General features: G+C 44.0%; 22 protein-coding genes. 11 read left to right on the top strand and 11 right to left on the bottom strand.

Going from position 1 to position 18,497, the window contains the following annotated elements; genetic code table 11:
- Window positions 1-128: 128 nt before the first annotated feature.
- A complete protein-coding gene (locus B9Z54_RS01320; protein ID WP_113926736.1) occupies window positions 129-371 on the top strand; it encodes a hypothetical protein in 243 nt (80 codons plus the stop codon).
- Window positions 372-413: 42 nt separating this feature from the next.
- On the opposite strand, the gene B9Z54_RS01315 is transcribed toward B9Z54_RS01320, so the two are convergent.
- Window positions 414-809: a YuzC family spore coat inner layer protein gene (locus B9Z54_RS01315; RefSeq protein ID WP_113926735.1), complete on the bottom strand. Its 396-nt coding sequence runs from the start codon at window positions 807-809 to the stop codon at window positions 414-416.
- Window positions 810-1,106: 297 nt separating this feature from the next.
- On the opposite strand from B9Z54_RS01315, the gene B9Z54_RS01310 reads away from it, so the two are divergent.
- Both B9Z54_RS01310 and B9Z54_RS01305 read left to right on the top strand, forming a co-directional pair.
- Window positions 1,107-1,505, top strand: a complete 399-nt coding sequence (locus B9Z54_RS01310) for a hotdog fold thioesterase (RefSeq protein ID WP_240189757.1) — start codon at window positions 1,107-1,109, stop codon at window positions 1,503-1,505.
- 64 nt (window positions 1,506-1,569) lie between these two features.
- Window positions 1,570-1,938 (top strand): DUF2188 domain-containing protein, encoded by a 369-nt coding sequence (locus B9Z54_RS01305; RefSeq protein WP_113926733.1) that lies wholly within the window; start codon window positions 1,570-1,572, stop codon window positions 1,936-1,938.
- A gap of 177 nt (window positions 1,939-2,115) precedes the next feature.
- Here the strand turns inward: B9Z54_RS01305 and mnhG are convergent, their stop codons facing one another.
- Genes mnhG through B9Z54_RS01270 form a run of 7 tightly spaced genes read right to left on the bottom strand, consistent with a single transcriptional unit; the run spans window position 2,116 to window position 7,850 of the window.
- Complete coding sequence (mnhG, locus tag B9Z54_RS01300; protein WP_113926732.1) at window positions 2,116-2,475, bottom strand: monovalent cation/H(+) antiporter subunit G; 360 nt, start codon at window positions 2,473-2,475, stop codon at window positions 2,116-2,118.
- On the bottom strand, window positions 2,459-2,743 hold the full coding sequence (locus B9Z54_RS01295; protein WP_113926731.1) for a Na(+)/H(+) antiporter subunit F1: 285 nt from the start codon (window positions 2,741-2,743) through the stop codon (window positions 2,459-2,461). Before B9Z54_RS01295 ends, mnhG begins: the two co-directional genes overlap by 17 nt.
- Complete coding sequence (locus tag B9Z54_RS01290) at window positions 2,743-3,219, bottom strand: Na+/H+ antiporter subunit E (RefSeq protein WP_113926730.1); 477 nt, start codon at window positions 3,217-3,219, stop codon at window positions 2,743-2,745. Before B9Z54_RS01290 ends, B9Z54_RS01295 begins: the two co-directional genes overlap by 1 nt.
- A 6-nt stretch (window positions 3,220-3,225) precedes the next feature.
- On the bottom strand, window positions 3,226-4,707 hold the full coding sequence (locus B9Z54_RS01285; protein ID WP_113926729.1) for a Na+/H+ antiporter subunit D: 1,482 nt from the start codon (window positions 4,705-4,707) through the stop codon (window positions 3,226-3,228).
- Window positions 4,700-5,041 carry a Na(+)/H(+) antiporter subunit C gene (locus B9Z54_RS01280; protein ID WP_113926728.1) on the bottom strand — a complete coding sequence of 114 codons (342 nt, stop codon included), beginning with the start codon at window positions 5,039-5,041 and terminating at the stop codon, window positions 4,700-4,702. The genes B9Z54_RS01285 and B9Z54_RS01280 overlap by 8 nt, the downstream gene beginning before the upstream one ends.
- Complete coding sequence (locus B9Z54_RS01275) at window positions 5,041-5,463, bottom strand: Na(+)/H(+) antiporter subunit B (protein ID WP_113926727.1); 423 nt, start codon at window positions 5,461-5,463, stop codon at window positions 5,041-5,043. The genes B9Z54_RS01280 and B9Z54_RS01275 overlap by 1 nt, the downstream gene beginning before the upstream one ends.
- A complete protein-coding gene (locus B9Z54_RS01270; protein WP_113926726.1) occupies window positions 5,460-7,850 on the bottom strand; it encodes a Na+/H+ antiporter subunit A in 2,391 nt (796 codons plus the stop codon). Before B9Z54_RS01270 ends, B9Z54_RS01275 begins: the two co-directional genes overlap by 4 nt.
- 345 nt (window positions 7,851-8,195) lie before the next feature.
- Here B9Z54_RS01270 and B9Z54_RS01265 point away from each other — a divergent pair, with 345 nt between their 5' ends.
- From B9Z54_RS01265 to B9Z54_RS01250, 4 genes are all read left to right on the top strand, one after another.
- Window positions 8,196-8,423: a hypothetical protein gene (locus B9Z54_RS01265; protein WP_113926725.1), complete on the top strand. Its 228-nt coding sequence runs from the start codon at window positions 8,196-8,198 to the stop codon at window positions 8,421-8,423.
- Window positions 8,424-8,554: 131 nt separating this feature from the next.
- Window positions 8,555-9,139: a DUF5366 family protein gene (locus tag B9Z54_RS01260; RefSeq protein ID WP_113926724.1), complete on the top strand. Its 585-nt coding sequence runs from the start codon at window positions 8,555-8,557 to the stop codon at window positions 9,137-9,139.
- A 598-nt stretch (window positions 9,140-9,737) separates the two neighbouring features.
- Window positions 9,738-9,944 carry a hypothetical protein gene (locus B9Z54_RS01255; protein ID WP_240189753.1) on the top strand — a complete coding sequence of 69 codons (207 nt, stop codon included), beginning with the start codon at window positions 9,738-9,740 and terminating at the stop codon, window positions 9,942-9,944.
- Between the two features lie 32 nt (window positions 9,945-9,976).
- On the top strand, window positions 9,977-10,201 hold the full coding sequence (locus tag B9Z54_RS01250; RefSeq protein WP_113926723.1) for a hypothetical protein: 225 nt from the start codon (window positions 9,977-9,979) through the stop codon (window positions 10,199-10,201).
- Between the two features lie 231 nt (window positions 10,202-10,432).
- Here the strand turns inward: B9Z54_RS01250 and B9Z54_RS01245 are convergent, their stop codons facing one another.
- Window positions 10,433-12,283 carry a transglycosylase domain-containing protein gene (locus tag B9Z54_RS01245; RefSeq protein WP_113926722.1) on the bottom strand — a complete coding sequence of 617 codons (1,851 nt, stop codon included), beginning with the start codon at window positions 12,281-12,283 and terminating at the stop codon, window positions 10,433-10,435.
- Between the two features lie 235 nt (window positions 12,284-12,518).
- Window positions 12,519-13,727, bottom strand: coding sequence for an MFS transporter (locus B9Z54_RS01240; RefSeq protein WP_113926794.1), 1,209 nt, complete (start codon window positions 13,725-13,727; stop codon window positions 12,519-12,521).
- A gap of 781 nt (window positions 13,728-14,508) precedes the next feature.
- Here B9Z54_RS01240 and kapD point away from each other — a divergent pair.
- On the top strand, window positions 14,509-15,126 hold the full coding sequence (gene kapD, locus B9Z54_RS01235) for a 3'-5' exonuclease KapD (protein ID WP_187444446.1): 618 nt from the start codon (window positions 14,509-14,511) through the stop codon (window positions 15,124-15,126).
- Window positions 15,127-15,166: 40 nt separating this feature from the next.
- Here kapD and kapB read toward each other — a convergent pair whose 3' ends face one another.
- The gene (kapB, locus tag B9Z54_RS01230; protein WP_113926721.1) at window positions 15,167-15,565 is read right to left on the bottom strand and encodes a kinase-associated lipoprotein KapB; all 399 of its coding nucleotides are present in this window, start codon (window positions 15,563-15,565) and stop codon (window positions 15,167-15,169) included.
- A 222-nt stretch (window positions 15,566-15,787) separates the two neighbouring features.
- Between kapB and B9Z54_RS01225 the strand changes: the two genes are divergently transcribed.
- The 3 genes from B9Z54_RS01225 (at window position 15,788) to B9Z54_RS01215 (ending at window position 18,442) form a co-directional block, all read left to right on the top strand.
- Window positions 15,788-16,534 carry a peptidylprolyl isomerase gene (locus B9Z54_RS01225; protein ID WP_113926720.1) on the top strand — a complete coding sequence of 249 codons (747 nt, stop codon included), beginning with the start codon at window positions 15,788-15,790 and terminating at the stop codon, window positions 16,532-16,534.
- A gap of 119 nt (window positions 16,535-16,653) precedes the next feature.
- On the top strand, window positions 16,654-16,863 hold the full coding sequence (locus B9Z54_RS01220; RefSeq protein ID WP_113926719.1) for a hypothetical protein: 210 nt from the start codon (window positions 16,654-16,656) through the stop codon (window positions 16,861-16,863).
- 1,045 nt (window positions 16,864-17,908) lie between these two features.
- Window positions 17,909-18,442, top strand: coding sequence for a superoxide dismutase family protein (locus B9Z54_RS01215; protein ID WP_113926718.1), 534 nt, complete (start codon window positions 17,909-17,911; stop codon window positions 18,440-18,442).
- Window positions 18,443-18,497: the final 55 nt, after the last annotated feature.

Genomic DNA, 18,497 nt, shown 5'->3' with positions numbered 1-18,497 from the left:
GGCCGTTAAAGGAAGGCTGGCGGACCAACAACGGAAAAACCGATTTATATTAGATGTGCCCATGCAGGTGGATTCATGTTTGCATACATAGATAATGAAGCCTTAAATAGATGAGGAGGTTTTCAGCTATGATGAATCCACGATTTCACCACAGAAACCAGCATTTTGGACAGAGCCGGTTTGGCTGGGGGTTCGGTCTTCCTTTTTTGGGAGGGGTGTTAGGCGGTGTACTTGGAGGTGCGCTGGTTAGACCGCGTTATTATCGACCGCCGTTCTATGGTTATGGCTATGGCTACGGATATCCCGGCTATGGTTATCCGGGATATGGGGCTCCGGGTTATGGTTCTCCTGGGGGATACCCTTATTATTGAAAATAAAAGGAGCAGCTCGCATTTGAGCTGCTCCTTTTCCTTCTACTTCCACCTGAGGATAACCGTCAAGTGAGAGCAGTCAACATTTCCTGTTTTATTTCTGAAACTAAGGGTAAACCCATCTGGATTAAATTTGATTTCTGGAATATTTCGTACGCCTGTTCCTTTGATAAGCCGGTTCAGTTCGCCCATGTTTGATTTCTGGGCGGCTTGCATCAAGTTCGCTGCCAGCTCCTTCGATTGAGAGACTTCATTCATAATTATTTTGGCATCATCCAGGAGAGGCGTCATCTTACCGGCAGAATCCATGAATTGCTTAGGTTCCACAGGCGGATACTGGAGTGGATGACGATGCATTGCATAATATGGGTTGACAGGCGGCCAATTTGGCGTTTGCGGACGTTGTATAGGAGTATAGAAAGGATGATATCTATTCATTCGTTGCCTCCTTCTAAACAGTGTACAGGCAGGGCATGGGTTTGACAGACATTTCCTGCTTCCTTAAAAATCTATATGCTCATTGTCTTGTCTGTATTCTTTTCACTGTGACATAGGGATGACAGTCTTTTTCAGACGATTAGTTTCAAAGGGATCCTCTTGGTGTGAACATTAAAAGTAAAAATTCTGCTCATAAAAAAGGGTTTTTATAAAGAAGTCGAGAAAGGTAGCTTAAACAAAGAATTAGCAGGAGTGATTATTTTGAATAACGAAAATACACTGATCAGTGCATTGGGAATGGAATTTATCGAACTGGGGAAAGGAAAAGTGGTGGCAACCATGCCGGTGGATGAAAGAACCAGGCAGCCTTTTGGATACCTGCATGGAGGTGCTTCAGTTGCATTGGCCGAGACGGTTGCCAGTGTGGGGGCAGTGGAACTGATCGATTTGGAAAAAGAAATCTGTTTCGGCTTGGAGATCAATGCCAACCATATCAGAGCCAAGAAAGATGGAATCGTGACAGCAACGGCTGAGATCATCCATCAAGGAAAAAGCACGATGGTTTGGGATATCCGCATTACAGATGAAGACGAAAAGCTGATCTGTGTGTCACGATGTACAATGGCAGTTGTCCCAAAAAATAAACACTTTAGTGCGGTGAAGGGGACAGTCCCTTTCACCGCTTCAATGTATTAAAGAGTATGTTTACCTTTTTAAGAACGGGGAATTTTAATAAAAAACGTTATGAGGAGTTGATTGTATGCCATGGTCAAAAAGTGATTATCCGGCTTCGTGGAAAAACCTTTCGGCGGATGTCAGAAATAAAGCCATTGAAATTGGCAATGCCCTGCTTCGGGAAGGATACGATGACGGAAGAGCGATTGCCATCGCAACAGATCGTGCTGAAAAGTATGTCGATGGCGACTCAGAGGATAAGACAAAGTTTCACGTTCAATCCAATGGAGACGGCTGGGAATTGAAGAAGGAAGGCAGCGGCAAGGCAATTTATACGGAAGACACGAAAGAAGATTTGCTTGAAAAAGCCAAGCCATATGTGAATGACCATGATGGCATTCTTGTTGTGCACAAGTCGGATGGTGATGTATCTGACACTTTATATGACAACTGATTTAAAAGGACGGCTGAACAAGGGTAACGGTTCTGCCGTCCTTTTAAAATGGTTTTTTATTGACCAATGTGCCTCATGTAAAGAACGATATAAAAATTTAATTCATTTGACCAAAAAACAAGCAGCAATGAAAAGAGGAGAAACCCCTTTCCATGCTGCTTGTTTTTTGTTATATATTTACATATTTCTTTCTTCGTATTTCTGCTTTCCTTTAAGGTCATCCCGTATACTTTTATCCCAAAGCGGGACACCGCTGTTGTAGGCAGCTCTTGAAATCAAATGTCCGGCAACAGGCGCCGTAATGAAGATAAAGATGATACCCAGAATCAATCTTGAATTGAAATGCCCTTCTTCCAGATAGAAAAATAGGAAGGTGGCGAGCAGGATACACATCACTCCAAGCGTGGCGCTTTTGGATGCCGCATGATTCCGGGTGTAAACATCCGGCAGGCGGATCAGGCCGAAAGCGGTGACCAGCGTAAGGAATGACCCGACAATCAGGAAAAATCCTATAAAGAATCTAATTATTTCGGTCATGCTCGATGATCTCCCCTTTCTCTAAGAATTTGGAGAACGCAACGGTCCCGATAAAAGCCAGAATACCAATCAGCAAAATGACTTCAAGGAAAGAGTGAGAACGCAAGACCATGGAAACCAAGGCGATAATGGCGATCAAGTTAATTCCCAAGGCATCCAGGGCGACCACTCTATCAGGCGTCGAAGGACCGACGATAACACGATATACAAGTCCGACCATGGAAATGGATACGGCGAGCAATGAAATCTGGATGATTGTGTCAAGCATCAGCGGCTCACCTCCATAATTGCCTTCTCGAACGTATTCTTGATATCGTCAATCGCTTCGTCCACATCAGGAATATCAAGTGTATGGATATATAGAATCTTATTGTCAAAAGAGATATCCACCACAAGTGTTCCCGGTGTCAGAGTGATTAAATTGGCAAGCAGTGTGATTTCCCAATTTTTTGTAAGGTCAGTCGGTAATGCGAAGATTCCCGGTTTAATATCCAGCTTTGGTTTAAGAAGCGTTTTTAAGACTGAGATATTGGAAAGAATCAACTCTTTTAAAAATAATAGAACCAGTTTGATGATCGCCACTACTCGCTCCATATAGAATCGAGAATTGAAGAACCGCCTGAAGGCAAATGTTACAACCAATCCGAGCAGATACCCGATGATAAAGGATGTTGATGTAAAGGAAACTTGCAAAAACATCCACAAAAATGCAAGAAAGAAATTTAATAAAATTTGAAAGGCCATTCTACATTACTCCTTTAGTACCGCTTGTATATAGATTCCCGGATCTGAAAGTGCCTCTGATGCTTGTGAAATCAGCGGACGGACAGCTTCAGCACCTACTCCATAGGCAACAGCAAGGATGACTAGAAAGACGGTGGAGCCCCAGAGATAGAAAGCATTGTGCTTGTTGCTCCCATTGTATTCCTTAGGAACTCCCCACACTCCATTCAGGAAGATCTTGATCACTGAATAGAGAACGAAAAGGCTGGAAAGAAGGATCAGGCCGCCGCCAAGATATGCTTCTGCTGCAAAGCTTCCTCTCACCAGCAGCAGTTTTCCGATGAAGCCGCTGAAAGGCGGGATACCAGCCAGTGTCAGTGTAGCGATAAGGAATGTCCATCCAAGCCACGGGTAATCTTTTATAAGGCCGCCCATCTTCCGCAGGTTGCTTGTTCCGGTTATGGCGATCATGACACCAACCAGCAGGAAAAGAGCCGCTTTAATGATCATGTCGTGAATCAAGTAGTAGACCGACCCTTCAAGTGATTCAGGGGACATGACGGAAACGCCAAAGAGAATGACACCAACCGCAATGATGATATTGTAGATAAGGATTTTTTTAACATCCCAATAGGCAATGGCCCCTATGCATCCGACTACGATGGTAAGGATTGCAAGCCAAGCAAGGATGGTGTGAGTATAGCCTGTATCATGATAGAAGAACAGGGTGTAGGTCCTGATGATGGAATAGACTCCCACCTTGGTCAGCAGTGCCCCAAACAGTGCCAGGACCGGTGTCGGCGGTGCATAGTATGAACCTGGAAGCCAGAAGTATAATGGGAAAATGGCTCCCTTCAGCCCGTATACGACCAGGAACATCACAGCAATGACAGTGAGAATTCCAGGTTGGTCAAACTCTGCAATTTTTACAGAGATATCAGCCATATTCAAGGAACCGATCACCGAGTACAGATAGGCGACCATCACGACAAACAGTGCTGATGAAATGATATTCACCAGGATGTACTTGATGGATTCCCTAAGCTGAACCTTAGTTCCTCCCAAAACGAGAAGAACGTAAGAAGACATCAGCATGACTTCAAAGAATACGAATAAGTTGAAAATATCTCCTGTTGTGAAAGCTCCGTTCACCCCGACCAGCAGGAACTGAACCACAGGATAGAAGTAAAATCGTTCTCTGTCTTTCCCAATGGAACGGAAAGAGTATAGCAGGACAAAGAACGTAATGATGCTTGTTGTTGTCACCAGCAGGGCTGACAGCATATCAGAGACCATTGTTATGCCGAATGGAGCCTTCCAGCTTCCAAGGTCGACCGTCTGGATTCCTTCTGTATGCACAACATTCACCAAAACGATGGAGGCTGCAACCGTTCCTGCCGTTGCAATGGCCCCAATCCATTTTTGCATGGTGATGTTCTTTCCAAAAAACATGAGTATAATCGCTGCAAATAACGGAATTAAAATTGGTAAAATTGGTAAATTAATCATTTCCTTCGTTTCCTCTCATTTGATCCACGTTATCAGTTCCCAGTTCCTGATAGGCACGATAGGCAAGTACAAGGAAAAAGGAAGTAACACCAAAACTGATAACGATTGCCGTCAATATCAACGCCTGCGGCAAAGGATCGGCATAATCTGCTGCGTGTTCTCCCAACAGAGGCGGTGCTCCTGCCTTCAGGCCGCTTATGGAAAGGAGCAGCAGATGGGCTCCGTGACTGAGCAGCGAGGTACCGATGATGATGCGCAGCAAACTCTTTGAGAGCATTAAATAAACAGCACTCGTAAATAAAATGCCAACTACTATGGCCATTAAAATTTCCATTATTCGCTCACTCCAATCGTTTGAATAATGGTCATCGTAATCCCGATAACAACAAGATAAACACCAGTATCAAATATCACAGCTGTATGCAGTGACGTTTCCCCAAGCAAAGGGAGATTGAAGTAGTCATAGGCATGAGTAAGGAAGGGGACATCAAACAATAATGCCCCTGCTCCTGTACCTACTGCGAGAAGCAGGCCAATGGCTGTCAGCAGCTTATAATCAACCGGAAGAATGGTTGTCACTGTTTTAATATCATAGGCAAGCAGCAGCAGTACCAAGGCACCTGAAGTCATCAATCCGCCTATGAAACCTCCACCGGGGGTATAGTGTCCCGCAAAGAAAAGCTGGATTGAAAACAGGATAATGATAAAACTCACAATCATGGTAACTGTTTGGAGGATTACATCATTGGTTTTCATTCTTCTTTCCTCCTTGTCATCCTCAGTTTGATCATCGCGAAGATGCCCAATGCGGCAATAGCGAGAACGCAGATTTCAAATAATGTATCAAATCCACGGAAGTCAACGAGTATTACGTTAACCATATTCTTTCCTGCCGCTTTTTCATAAACATTCTCTATATAGTATTCCGAAATCGAACCGGACAGCTTTGTGCTGTATGAAGCAATGGTAATCAGTGTTACAGTCACTCCGACCCCTATTGCTATCAGTGCATTCCCGAATTTAAAGCTCATTCTTTCTTCATGCCTGCTTAAAGGAGGCAGATGGTAGAAGCACAATAAGTACAGCGCAACAGAAACAGTTTCAATGACGAGCTGTGTCAACGCCAGATCCGGTGCGCGGAAAAGGACGAAGAACAATGCAACTGAATACCCGACAGCTCCCAATGCAATGATCGAGGTAAGACGGGATTTGGCAAATAGGATTGTGACGGCGCTGACCACCATCACGAGTGCAATCAGAACTTCATACACCCCAATGGATGCAAGATCTGAAGTATCCACGACAAAAGCATCTTTGATCACCAGTGTGACAACCAAAACCGCGATTAGGAAGGTGAATATATAAACCAGGTAACTTCGTATGAAGCCGGTCATATAAGAGCTGGTCAATTTCAAGGCCCCTCTTTCACCTTTAAGCAGTCCATTGTCATAAAATGAGTTCAATGTCAGTCTTTCCGGCATTCTATTATAAATGCTGATCCACTTTGGAAGCTGTGTATACAGAAGGACACCGAACAGGAAGACACCCAGGGTCATAAATAATTCAATAGTGAAGCCATGCCAGAAGTAGATATCTGTTTCTTCTACAGTTAGATTGGTGATCGCTGAAAAAGCCGGCTCAATCATCGTCCTTGTCAGGATATTAGGGAAAAATCCGAATACTATTACAAGCGATGCCAGGATTACAGGCGGAATCAGCATTCCAAGCGGTGCCTCATGAGGCGTCTTGTCAAGCTTTTCCGGCTGGTGCTTTCCTGTGAACGGCTTAAACACAACAATCATACTGTAAATGAACGTAAATACACTTCCAACCCAAGCCAGAACCGGGAACAAAATACCCCATGTTTGGAGATTGAAAATATCCATCTCAAGAACCTGTATCATGCCTGTAAAGAACATCTCTTTACTCAGGAAGCCGTTGAATGGAGGAATACCCGCCATTGAAAAGGCACCGATCACCGCTATAGTGAATGTGATTGGCATGAAGTTCATAAGCCCGCCAAGTTTGCGGATATCCCTTGTCCCTGTTTCGTGATCGATAATACCGACCACCATGAAAAGGCTCCCTTTGAAAGTGGCATGGTTAATAAGATGAAAAACCGCTGCCATAGTCGCAACACCATAGATATTTTCATCAAGGTGACCGTAATGCAGTGCGGCAGCTCCGATTCCGAGCAGAGACATAATTAATCCGAGCTGACTGATGGTCGAATAAGCTAGGATTGCCTTCAAGTCTGTATGTTTTACAGCATTGAAAGAACCCCAGAACAAAGTGAAAATCCCAAAGCTGGCAACCAGCCACAGCCAAACGCCCGACTCAGCGAAAACAGGGCTCATACGGGCGACAAGATAAATCCCCGCCTTGACCATTGTTGCGGAGTGGAGGTAGGCACTGACTGGTGTAGGCGCCTCCATGGCATCCGGCAGCCAGATATGGAACGGAAATTGTGCTGATTTTGTAAAAGCGCCGAGAAGGACTAAGATCAAGGCACCAAGGAATAGAGGTTCAGTAATGAGCACATCTGCCATACCAGCCAATTCCCTGATACTGAATGTACCGGACATTAAATAAAGAAGCAGAAATCCTCCGAGCATGGATAGCCCGCCAAAAACAGTGATAAGCATCGATTTTTGCGCACCATAACGTGAACGTTCACGGTGATACCAATAACCGATCAACAGAAAAGATGAAATGGAAGTGAACTCCCAGAACATATAAAGGACGATCAGGTTATCAGACAGGACAACCCCAAGCATCGCTCCCATAAATAGAAGCAGATAAACGTAGAAATTGTGCAGCTGCTCTTTTTCCTTTGACAAATAATAAATGGAATAAAGAACAACCAGGGAACCAATCCCTGTGATCAGCAGTGCGAAAAGCAGACTTAACCCATCTACATAGGCAGTGAAATTGATTCCGAAAGACGGCATCCATTCAACCGTTTCCTTGATCGCATTTCCATCTGCCGTTATTCTGATAAATTGAAAAAAGTATAGAAAAAGCACTGCGGGAAGGATGAGGACAAACCAACCGGTATGTATAGAACGCAGCTTTTTATACAGAAAAGGTACAAGAATAGCTGCCAGAAAAGGCGATATAATTGCCCAGTGTAATAATGTCACCGAATAACCCCCTTATTTATTTTATTTATCTTCAACACTTATCATCTTCCTCGTCATTAAAATCATTTCTGCTCATGTAAGTCCGGCGTCCCTAAAGAAACCTCTTGAGAAATTATAACGTAAAAAAATGAGGTGTGCATTTATGAAAGGCTGCTTAGCTTAAAAGCTTAATTTTGATATTAAATATGAAGGAACCCGGCATAACAAGAGCCAAATTTTTTTCAGCAAAATAAACTTTCTGTTTTCGTAAACGGTTTCAACAGAAGTACCGATGACTTAAATTCCCCATTTCTGCGAATAGTATGAGCCAAAAAAGCGCATGCTATCCCTAGGTGGTGATGTAGTATGCGAATGAAAAAAACCGTCTCAACAATGATTTTTTCTACTTTGTTCTTAGGTGCCTGGTATGTACAGGAGCAGGAGGAAAAGAAAAATCAATGGACAAACAAGTCCCTGCTGCAGCCAGTGGGCATTAACGATGAAGTGGTAGACGCAGAACCAGTTGCGGATATACAGGAAGAAGCGGTTCGGGAACCCTTTAAACCCCGCGAGTACATCAGGCTGGCAAAGTAACATAAACAGATCATGAATAAGGCGCCTCTTATGCTGCCCTTTTCCTATAACAGGTGCCGTCCTCCCCTTTTCAATTTTGCCGTAAAAGATTATGATGGACATGCGGTAAATTAATTCAAGGGGAGAACTGCGTGCGAAATACATATTTAACAGGTTATCTGCCTTTATTCTCTATACTTCTGTTCAGTTTGACGTTTTCCGTCTATGGTGTGGACGTGTTTGTGGATCTTTTTAAGAAAATCGGTGTTTATCCGGGAATGCGGGAGTTTCTTTCAGATCTCGAATTGAAATTCATTCTCCTTATTCTCCTGATGATCGTTTGTTTCATGGTGTTTGCAGCATTGAAACTGATTGCCGAAACAATAAATGAGGTTTCCCTTCTGTTCTTTTCAAAAGACAATGAAGGCGAAATCCTGCACAGGGTCCGCTCAGGGTCCATGGTGTATTTCATTGGAGCACTCGTGTCGGTCGTAAGCCTTAAATCGTTTTTGGGGCTGCTGTCAATTTTTGTACTGACATCCATAGCCTACTTCGTTTATTTCATTTATAAGATCAGTCCTTCGCTGACCAAAGCCGGCCTGTTCGGCGTCATCTTTTTTCAGGTGATTACTTGGTCTTCTTTATTTTTAATAGTCTTTTTAGTACTTTTGAAGTTATATAATGGGCTGATGGCGAGCCTGCCAATCATTTCGGAGGTTAAGCTGAACGGACTTTAAAGCTTCATTTGCGGCGAGGTTTAAAATGAATATTGTGATCTTATTGGCCCGTGAACTTTGTTTGCGGGCCGTTATCTTGTGAGGAATGACCTCTTGTTGGCCCGTGAATTTGTTTGCGGGCCGTTATCTTGTGAGAAACAGCCTCGTGTTGGCCCGTAAATCATGTTAGCGGGCCGTTAACTTGTGAGAAATGGGATTTCGTTGGCCCGCAAGCTCCATATGCGGGCCGTTATCTTGTGAGAAACGGTCTCGTAATGGCCCGTAAACTACGTTAGCGGGCCATTAACTGGAGAGAAGAGGTATCTCAATGGCCCGAAAGCTCTGTATGCGGGCCATTATCTTGCGAGGAATGGCCTCGTAATGGCCCGTAAACTCAGTTAGCGGGCCATTAACTGGAGAGAAGACGTATCTCAATAGCCCGTAAGCTCTGTTTGTGAAGCCATCATTTTTAATAGGCTAAAGAAGTTCCAGGGTTTATGTGAATTTAACTTTAACAAAAAAAGGTACCAAACGATTCCTTTTCGTCCCTTTTCCTTTTATGGGAATATTTGAAACCTTTAGAGGATTCATTCGTATACCTATGTAAGAGGTGATGAAAATGACAGCAACAATATTTTTTATGTTTCTTCCATTGGTTATTATTTTCATAGCTATCGGCTTATCTCAGTCTTCCAAGCGGCGTCAGACCGGAGGGGATGCTTCTTCTCCATTTATAATGGGCAGTTACAGTGATTCTAACAACTGTGACAGCTCAGGCGGTGGTTTCGGAGGAGGAGATGGCGGCGGATGCGGCGGGGGTGAATAGCCCTTTTACATTTAATCCTGGAGGTGAGATGGATGGAGCGAAGAAAAAAGCTGCGGATTCTTTTTAACATTATATTGATTTCAGTATGCTTGATTGCTGGATGGTACACCTATCCATCTGCATTCTCCAACTTTACCCTATTCGCAGCGGGTATCGGGATCTTTATCACTCTGGGGCTGTTTGGACGGTCTTCAAGAATAAGAATTATAAAGAATAGGAATCAGATATTTATACACAAAAGGTACCTGCAGGCCTAATGGCAAGCAGGTACCTTTTTTACTTGTTTGGATACCCCATGTCAGAAAGCCAAAACCAGGAGAAGAAGGATCCTTGTCTCAAAGGAGGTCGCGGCAGACGCTCACGCCGGCTTACACATGTAGAGAATTTGATAGAGCAGTGCCATTTGAGTTTTCTTTCGGGAGTAATCTGAAAAGAGTCAAATACATAAATCTGCCGCACAAAAAAAGACCAGAAAATCCTGGTCTTAGTTATTGCATAATGTCTCTCCAGATCAGATGGCTCGGCCTGTCGCCTTCGATCTCCTCCATGTTCTGTGGAATGTCATATCCAATCCAGACGCCTGTTGTATACCGGTCGGTCAGGCCCATTACCCAGTAATCGTGATAGTTATTGGTGGTTCCTGTTTTAACACCGGCATAAGGGGCATTCACTTTTGCCCATTTTCCTGTTCCATTCTGCATGGAGTTGGACAACATTGCCCTTACCTTCTCGGTTGTTCCTTGTGACCAGATGGTTTCTTTCGGGTCATTCCATTCGTAGAGCACTTCCCCGTTATAGTCCGTAACTTTGGTAATGGAACGGGCAGGTTGGTAATTTCCATCAATGAAGGAAGTATAAGCATCCGTCATTTCAAGGGGGGACATTCCATGGGTGAACCCGCCGATGGAAGCGGCATAGGTATAATCCTGTTCCTGAAGTTTTTCAAAGTTAAATTTTGAAAGTGCAGCGAAGGCTTTATCAATCCCGACTTTTTCGAATAATCGAAGCGCGGGGGTGTTATAGGATTGTGAAAAAGCCGTGTTCATCGTCACCGTACCATACTGTCTGCCGCCGTAGTTGATAGGGCAGTAATTGCCGATGCAATAATTATCAGCATTTACCCGCTCGGCAATCGATGCCTGGGTCTCCTCGATATAGGGACCGTACACAAGAAGCGGTTTAATGGAAGAGCCGGGCTGGCGGAAGGCTTGATACGCGTGGTGGAAATTATACTTTTTGTAGTCCTTTCCGCCGACCATTGCGATAATCTTACGCGACTCGTTATCAATCGTAATGCTGGCTCCTTCAATGCCGTTGTAATTCAGTCTTTTTTGGAAGGCGGTTTTGCTTTTTTCCTGAATATTACGGTCTAGTGAGGTGTGGATGATGATGCCTGAATTGATGACTTCACTCATCCGCCTGTCAAAATCATCGTAAATCTTTTGCTTCTGTTCCGGGCTGCCGGCTGCTTCAAGCTTTTTAAGGTAGCCTTCCTGCTGGGCAACGAGCTCACGCAATTCAGATTGTGCATATACCGCATAATCCCCGTATTGATCGATTTTTTTCCGTATATTCAAGTTAATCTGAACGGCTTTCAGTTTGGAAGCTTCCTCTTCTGTCAGCTTTCCTGTTTGCTGCATGATATCCAGCAATCGTTCCTGCCTGATTTTTGTCTGATCGAAATGCTCGACAGGATCATATTTATTCGGGTTATTGGGGATGGCTGTGATGAAAGCAAGCTCTGCTTTGTTGAGTTCCCCAAGCTCTTTTTGAAAATAATACTGTGACGCCGTCTCAATACCATACACCCCGTTACTGAAGTAAATGATATTGAGGTACAATTCCATGATTTCGTCTTTGGTCAGGCTCTTTTCAATTTCATGTGCATAGAACAACTCGGTCAGTTTACGGTTATAGGTTTTTTCCTGACCGAGATAAAGGTTTCGTGCCAGCTGCTGCGTGATTGTACTTCCACCCTGCTGGATGTGGGTGAAGACCAGATTTTTGACAAGCGCCCGGATGATGGCTCCTGCATCAAAACCGACATGGTCATAAAAGTGCTGGTCTTCGGAGGAGACAAGGATCTCTTTAACAAAGTCGGGGATATCCTCCTCGTCCGCATAAAGCCGGAAAGGCCTGTTCATCTCTGAAAAAAGCTTGCCGTCTTTGTCGGTCAGCAAGCTGGTTTTCGTGATATCAAACTGATCTTCACTGACTGCCTGCTCAAGAGCCCCCTGAAAGCCTTGAACTTTATTAATCTCTTTTGCCGTGGAAAAAAGGATGAACAGGAAAAAGGGAAACAATGAAAATACTAATATATAACCGGCAAGGGTTCTCATGCTTTCAACTCATCTCATACTATATTAAGGTTTTTTTATAAGGCTCTTTTCGTAAACTCTGTTGCTTTTTAATGAATTTTTTTAAGCTAATACCATAACGCACCGAAATCACCCTGGTAAGCAAGAAAGAAAAGAGCTTCTCTCTTCGTAAAGGTAGAAAAATCTTAGTATCCAGGGGAAAAATCCGGCTCTTGGATTTTTCCGAAAGCAACAAGCCTTTTATAAAAGGAAAGAACTAATACTGTTCGTTTACCTGGCTTTCGGAATGACGCATACTCCACCATAATAATCCAAAAGCCGCTAAGAATAAAGCACCCGTAATATAGAAAATAGAGGAAATCCCTGCAAATCCTGATAAAATACCGCCTAATACAGGGCCGGCCACATTCCCCAGGAATCTAAAACTTTGGTTGTATCCGAGAACCTCGCCCTGCATGGAAAGCGGTGCTTCCTGCCTGATGTAGGCTGTCACACTGGGAATCATTCCGCCTATCGCAATTCCAAATAAGAAGCGGAAGAGAACCAGCTGCCATAGTTGCTCGGCCAGCGCCTGAGGAATAATGAAGATGCATGCCAGGATCAGTAAGATGGAAAGGACCTTTTCGTATCCGATTTCATCCCCAAGCTTTCCCCATTTTCTGGTGGCCAGCAGATTTCCTACACCGGTAGCGGAAAAAGCCAGACCTGCAAGAAAAGCAATATTGGTAGTTGCGGTCATTTCATCAACATAAAGGGCCAGAAGCGGCTGAACGCTGAAATTAGCTACCTGGATGATGAAGGAGATAATCATGACGGTAAACAAAAGTTTGTGAGTCAAAATATGCTGAAAAACCTGTTTGCTGGAGTATCGGGTTTCCTTGGTCTTTGCTGGATGCTTTCTGACTTCCTTAATCCCGAACAAGACACCGGTCGCCGCAAGTGCAATAGCAATGGAGGTAATGATGAATGTATAAGAAAAGCCAAAAGAATCGGCCATCACTCCTCCTAAAACAGGACCGAACAGCCCTCCTGACACAGTCCCCATCTGCAAGGTGCCAAGTGTCTTGCCGGCAATCTCCTTTGGCGTCTGAGAGGAAATGAGAGCAAGGGAGGTAGGGATGAAACCAGTCACCGCTCCCATTGCCATCCGCAGCAGGAATAAGCCCATCACAGAGTCGACAAAGCCCATCATGAAAATGGAGAGGGAAATGCCGTAGCCTGTTATAAGCAAAATCGGTTTGAATCCATACTTGTCCCCGACTCTTCCCCATACAGGAGAAATAAAGAACGCGACGAGAAAGGTTATGCCGAATACGTAGCCTGACCACCGCTGCACAAAAGCATTATCATAGTTCCCAAAGGTTTCAAGGTAAAGTGAGAGGAATGGCAGGACCATGGTGGCACTGGCAGCAACAAGGAAGTTGGCAAACCACATGATCGTTAAATTTCTTTTTTCTATAGAGATAAATAACACCTTCTTTGGTTAGTAGTAGTATTATTATTATATATTTCGGTTTACTAAATATTAATAGTATAAACTATCTCTGTGTCTATGCAACCATTGAATCTTCCCAGTGCGTTAGTGTTTAGAAAATGATTATGTCATTCCCGCGAGCCGCGGCTGGTTTCAGCGACAAGCCCCTCGGGGTTAAATAACCTCAAGAGAATAAAAGGAAGACCGCCTTTTCTTTCCTGAGAACAGTTGGCTGCCGGGGCTGGTCGAGGCGCTTGCGCTTTTGGTTCATCCAGCTTCAGCGCCCAGCCCCTCGGGGTCAAATAACCTCCAGAGAATAAAAGGGAAGAGCACCATTTTTTCTCTTGAGAACATTTGCCTGTCGGGGCTGACCGAGGCGCTTGCGCTTTTGTTCTTCGACATAAAGCGGGGCGTGACTGTCACTCTTAGTACCCGGAAAGCCGGTAATTCAATCAAAATTCCTTTTAAGCAAAGGCTCTTTTCGTAAACTTTGTTGCTATTGGATACTAATTCCGAAAAAGTAACCATATTAAGAACGGGAAGATCTGGGAATACCGAAAAGAAAAGAGCTACTCTCCCCGATAAGAATAAAACTCTAAGTATACGGGGATGTCCGAAAGCAACAATATATGCGAAAACAGCCTAAGTAAAAGTTTTTAAATTGTCATAATTTTTGGTGTAATCATGATATAATAAATAGAATAAAGGCGCACAGGTTTTTTTCACATTTTGTTTTTGTTTGGAGATAACCGAATGTTGGGAGGGAAATCAGTTGAAAGGCAGTCAGTTGATCATCATTGATTTTGAATTTTCAATGCCGGAAAGGCACCAGAATCCACGTGGCTTTTTTCCTGAAATCATTGAGACTGGTTTGGTGGCAGTGCAGAATGGAAAAGTCACTGATAAGTTTTCTTCCTATGTGAAGCCCTCAGCTTTCCCGGTATTAACGAAACGGTGCAAGCAGTTTCTATCGATTTCTCAAAAGGATGTGGATAACGGGATACCGTTTCATTCCCTGATTCAGTACCTTAGCGAACTGAACCGGAGAGGGAAGAACAAGATTATCACCTGGGGCAACATGGATATGAAGGTGCTCCGGAATAACTGCAGCAAGGCGGGAATCAGTTTTCCTTTTACAGGCGAATTTGTTGACTTGTCTATGGAATACAAGCGGTTCTTCGGGGACCAGAACCAAACCGGTCTTTGGAAAGCGGTACAGGAATATGGGCGCGAGGGTGTAGGAAAGCATCATAAAGCGCTGGATGATGCCTTGACCACTTACCATATCTATAAGTTAGTAGAGAAGGATAAAAAGTATCTGGATAAAGCGGAACCCACCACAATCGGTGACCGTATAGACTTGTCCAAGCTTTTTAACCAGATGGCATGACAAAACCCAAATCAAAAGCTGATTTGGGTTTTAACTTTTCCTAAAGTTGAATGGAATACATTAATTCATATTCCCTCTTTATGCTGGAGAGGGTTTCCAGACTTTTAGCTGAAAAGGGGGAATCCTCAGCTTCCAGTCGTTCTTTCAATTCATTGAAAGTACTGGACAGGGATTCGTTGTAATCAGGAATATCCCCTTCATAAGGTTTGACCATTTTTTCCGGTATATTGGCACGTTCCCTGAAAGCCAGAGCTTTTCGTTCGTGAAAAAGAGGGACGTCCACTTCTTTCGGGTTATGCAGGTCTCCTTGTCGTGGATGCTTTAAAACTGCCATTACCTTAACCACATATACACCCGGCCTCGAATCCGTTACTTCTCCTATGTATTTCCCTGTTTTATAGAGAGCTGTTACAATATCTCCGTTCTTGAAATCAGACATGGGCATTCCTCCAAATTTTTTGTACTGCTTCTCACTAGTTTCTTTTTCAGGAGAGTGGAGTGGAGATCCAAGCCCTTTCAATAGAAACAGTATATACAAAAACAGCCTTAATTTCATATAGCAATTACTTTCATTCTAATTCATAATAGAGGGTGTTGCCATATAAAGGGACTATCATCTATTATACATACAAAACAATTTTTCAAAGATGGAGGAATATTGATGAAAAAATATTTAGCAATCGTCGCTGCAGCGTTCCTATTACTGTTGTCAGGGTGCGGGACTTCGAATGAACAGGAAGAGAACCAAAATACCGGCGGCAGCCAGCCTGAAGAAACTGAACAGGAAACGGCAGAAGCGGTGGATGACAGTGATGTCGATTATCCACAATTGACGGACGAAATCCAGGAAAATGAAAAAGCTGTAAAAATGGTGACCAACATGGGAGATATCACTATAAAATTATTCCCGGAGCAAGCTCCTAAAGCGGTAGAGAACTTTATGACACACAGCCAGGAAGGGTACTACGATGGAGTCATCTTCCACCGAGTCATCACTGACTTCATGATTCAGGGAGGAGACCCCCAAGGTACCGGAACAGGCGGGGAAAGCATCTGGGGAGAACCGTTTGAAGACGAGTTTTCTAAAGAATTGTTGAACATCCGCGGTGCCCTTTCAATGGCCAATGCAGGTCCTGGCACAAACGGAAGCCAGTTCTTCATCGTACAGAATTCAAGTGTCGATCCTTCTCTGGAACAGCAGATGGTTGAAGCTGGTTTTGGTAAAAAAGCGATTGAAACGTATATGGAGCGCGGCGGAACACCTCACCTTGATAACAAACACACTGTCTTTGGGCAAGTAATCGAAGGCATGGAAGTAGTCGACGAAATCGCCGCTGTAGAAAAAGGCGCCAACGACAAGCCGGCCGAAGATGTCGTCATCCAGAAAATCGAAATTGTGAAGGAATAAGAAAGCAGGAAGCAGCTGAGCCATTGGGAGCAGCTGCTTTTGTTTGATTTTTGGACATGGTTTTAAACCATTGGAATTGATATAATGGCTACAGTTTGGAAGTTTGAAAGGAGATTACTATGTTTCAAGCATTTATCTTGAATCTGTTTCTATATTTTCCCGAAGACAAAACAGAATATATTCCAGCAGCTTTCTGGATCATTTTATTTGGCACTGCCGCGGTACTGACCTTCCGCTGGATCATTAAAATATCGAAAAAAGAAGAAGAGAAAACAAAACTGGCCGAAGAAGAAGCGAGGAAGGCTGCAGAGGAAGACGGCAGGGGTTGAGTGTTTGTCGTCAAATGATGTGCACTCACACTGCGGTGTTGAGTACATGAGTAGTTCGTTTAGAGTGAAGATATGTATCCACATGGTGTTGCTGAGTACATGAGTTAGTGATTTGGGCGTGAGATGTGTATCCACATGGTGCCGGTGAGTACATGAGTTAGTGGTTTGGGCGTGAGATGTGTATCCACATTGGGCCGGTGAGTACATGAGTTAGTGGTTTCGGAGTGAGATATGTCTCCACATGGTGCCGGTGAGTACATGAGTTAGTGGTTTCGGAGAGAGATATGTATCCACATGGTGTAGCTGAGTACATGAGTTAGTGGTTTGGGCGTGAGATGTGTATCCACATGGCGCCGCTGAGTACATGAGTTAGTGGTTTGGGCGTGAGATGTCCACATCAGGCCGCTGAGTACATGAGTTAGTGGTTTTGGAGTGAGATATGTATCCACATGGCGCCGGTGAGTACATGAGTTAGTGGTTTTGGAGAGAGATATGTATCCACATGGTGTTGCTGAGTACATGAGTTGGTGGTTTGGGCGTGAGATGTGTATCCACATCAGGCCGGTGAGTACATGAGTTAGTGGTTTCGGAGTAAGATATGTATCCACATCAGGCCGGTGAGTACATGAGTTAGTGGTTTGAGAGTGAGATCTATATCCACATGGTGCCGGTGAGTACATGAGTTAGTGGTTTGAGAGTGAGATGTGTATCCACATGGTGCCGGTGAGTACATGAGTTACTGGTTTCGGAGAGAGATATGTATCCACATGGCGCCGGTGAGTACATGAGTTACTGGTTTCGGCATGAAATGTGTCCTCAAGTGGAAACTTTATAAATATGTGTGAGTGTTTGTCCTGCTGGATGTGTAGGAAGTACTTAGCTTCTTTAGACTCTTAGCAAAAAGTCTAACATCAAGGTTAGTATTCCTCGGACAGCGCGCGAGTCCGCAAGCAGTCCCTGTATCGGCAAAATTGCTGCATAAAGAATATTTTTATCGTGCTATGGCAACAATGGTATAGATGATTTTGTTGCTGGAGGGGATAACATGCAAGCAAGGATCGTGACTGGGGTGCTGGCTTCTGCTTTGCTGCTTCAAGGCTGCGCGTTGGAGAATCCGAAGAAAACCGAGGTGGATATAAAGAATCCTGTCGGTGATTCTTTAGGGAAAATTACCATTCAGGAGCTGGCTTCCGGTGTTGAACTCGACATGGATTTGGTTGGTCTGCCGCCTGGAGTCCACGCCATCCATATTCATGAAAAAGGTGAGTGCGAACCGCCTGATTTCGAGTCAGCAGGAAACCATCTTAATCCAGAGGACAAAGAGCATGGTCTGCTTCATCCCAAGGGGGCTCATGCAGGAGACCTTCCCAATTTGATAGTGGAAGATGATGGCTCATTTAAGGGGAAAATCATGGCTCCATTAGTGACGCTTTCTAAAGGGCCGGCATCTCTTTATACAAAAGAAGGAACTTCCATTATCATTAATGAGGGACAAGATGATGGAATGTCACAGCCTGCCGGGGACTCAGGGATGAGGATTGCCTGCGGCGAAATAACGAGTGAGAAAGAAAAAGAGTAAAAACTGATAACCGAATGGTTGTCGGTTTTTTATTTTAACAAGAATAAGAAGCGAG

The organism is Bacillus sp. P14.5 (genome assembly GCF_003316765.1).
Lineage (GTDB): Bacteria > Bacillota > Bacilli > Bacillales > Bacillaceae_B > Rossellomorea.
This window is presented reverse-complemented; position numbering and strand designations above follow the sequence as displayed.

What these genes read in the sequence shown, in the direction of transcription:
- B9Z54_RS01280 (WP_113926728.1), bottom strand. Translation starts at nt 5,041, where the DNA reads ATGGAAATTTTAATGGCCATAGTAGTTGGCATTTTATTTACGAGTGCT.
- B9Z54_RS01250 (WP_113926723.1), top strand. Translation starts at nt 9,977, where the DNA reads ATGGAGCGAAGAAAAAAGCTGCGGATTCTTTTTAACATTATATTGATT.
- B9Z54_RS01265 (WP_113926725.1), top strand. Translation starts at nt 8,196, where the DNA reads ATGCGAATGAAAAAAACCGTCTCAACAATGATTTTTTCTACTTTGTTC.
- kapB (WP_113926721.1), bottom strand. Translation starts at nt 15,565, where the DNA reads ATGTCTGATTTCAAGAACGGAGATATTGTAACAGCTCTCTATAAAACA.
- B9Z54_RS01245 (WP_113926722.1), bottom strand. Translation starts at nt 12,283, where the DNA reads ATGAGAACCCTTGCCGGTTATATATTAGTATTTTCATTGTTTCCCTTT.
- B9Z54_RS01255 (WP_240189753.1), top strand. Translation starts at nt 9,738, where the DNA reads ATGACAGCAACAATATTTTTTATGTTTCTTCCATTGGTTATTATTTTC.
- B9Z54_RS01275 (WP_113926727.1), bottom strand. Translation starts at nt 5,463, where the DNA reads ATGAAAACCAATGATGTAATCCTCCAAACAGTTACCATGATTGTGAGT.
- B9Z54_RS01225 (WP_113926720.1), top strand. Translation starts at nt 15,788, where the DNA reads ATGAAAAAATATTTAGCAATCGTCGCTGCAGCGTTCCTATTACTGTTG.
- B9Z54_RS01215 (WP_113926718.1), top strand. Translation starts at nt 17,909, where the DNA reads ATGCAAGCAAGGATCGTGACTGGGGTGCTGGCTTCTGCTTTGCTGCTT.
- B9Z54_RS01315 (WP_113926735.1), bottom strand. Translation starts at nt 809, where the DNA reads ATGAATAGATATCATCCTTTCTATACTCCTATACAACGTCCGCAAACG.
- B9Z54_RS01295 (WP_113926731.1), bottom strand. Translation starts at nt 2,743, where the DNA reads ATGCTTGACACAATCATCCAGATTTCATTGCTCGCCGTATCCATTTCC.
- B9Z54_RS01220 (WP_113926719.1), top strand. Translation starts at nt 16,654, where the DNA reads ATGTTTCAAGCATTTATCTTGAATCTGTTTCTATATTTTCCCGAAGAC.
- B9Z54_RS01285 (WP_113926729.1), bottom strand. Translation starts at nt 4,707, where the DNA reads ATGATTAATTTACCAATTTTACCAATTTTAATTCCGTTATTTGCAGCG.
- B9Z54_RS01290 (WP_113926730.1), bottom strand. Translation starts at nt 3,219, where the DNA reads ATGGCCTTTCAAATTTTATTAAATTTCTTTCTTGCATTTTTGTGGATG.
- mnhG (WP_113926732.1), bottom strand. Translation starts at nt 2,475, where the DNA reads ATGACCGAAATAATTAGATTCTTTATAGGATTTTTCCTGATTGTCGGG.
- B9Z54_RS01310 (WP_240189757.1), top strand. Translation starts at nt 1,107, where the DNA reads ATGGAATTTATCGAACTGGGGAAAGGAAAAGTGGTGGCAACCATGCCG.
- B9Z54_RS01320 (WP_113926736.1), top strand. Translation starts at nt 129, where the DNA reads ATGATGAATCCACGATTTCACCACAGAAACCAGCATTTTGGACAGAGC.
- B9Z54_RS01305 (WP_113926733.1), top strand. Translation starts at nt 1,570, where the DNA reads ATGCCATGGTCAAAAAGTGATTATCCGGCTTCGTGGAAAAACCTTTCG.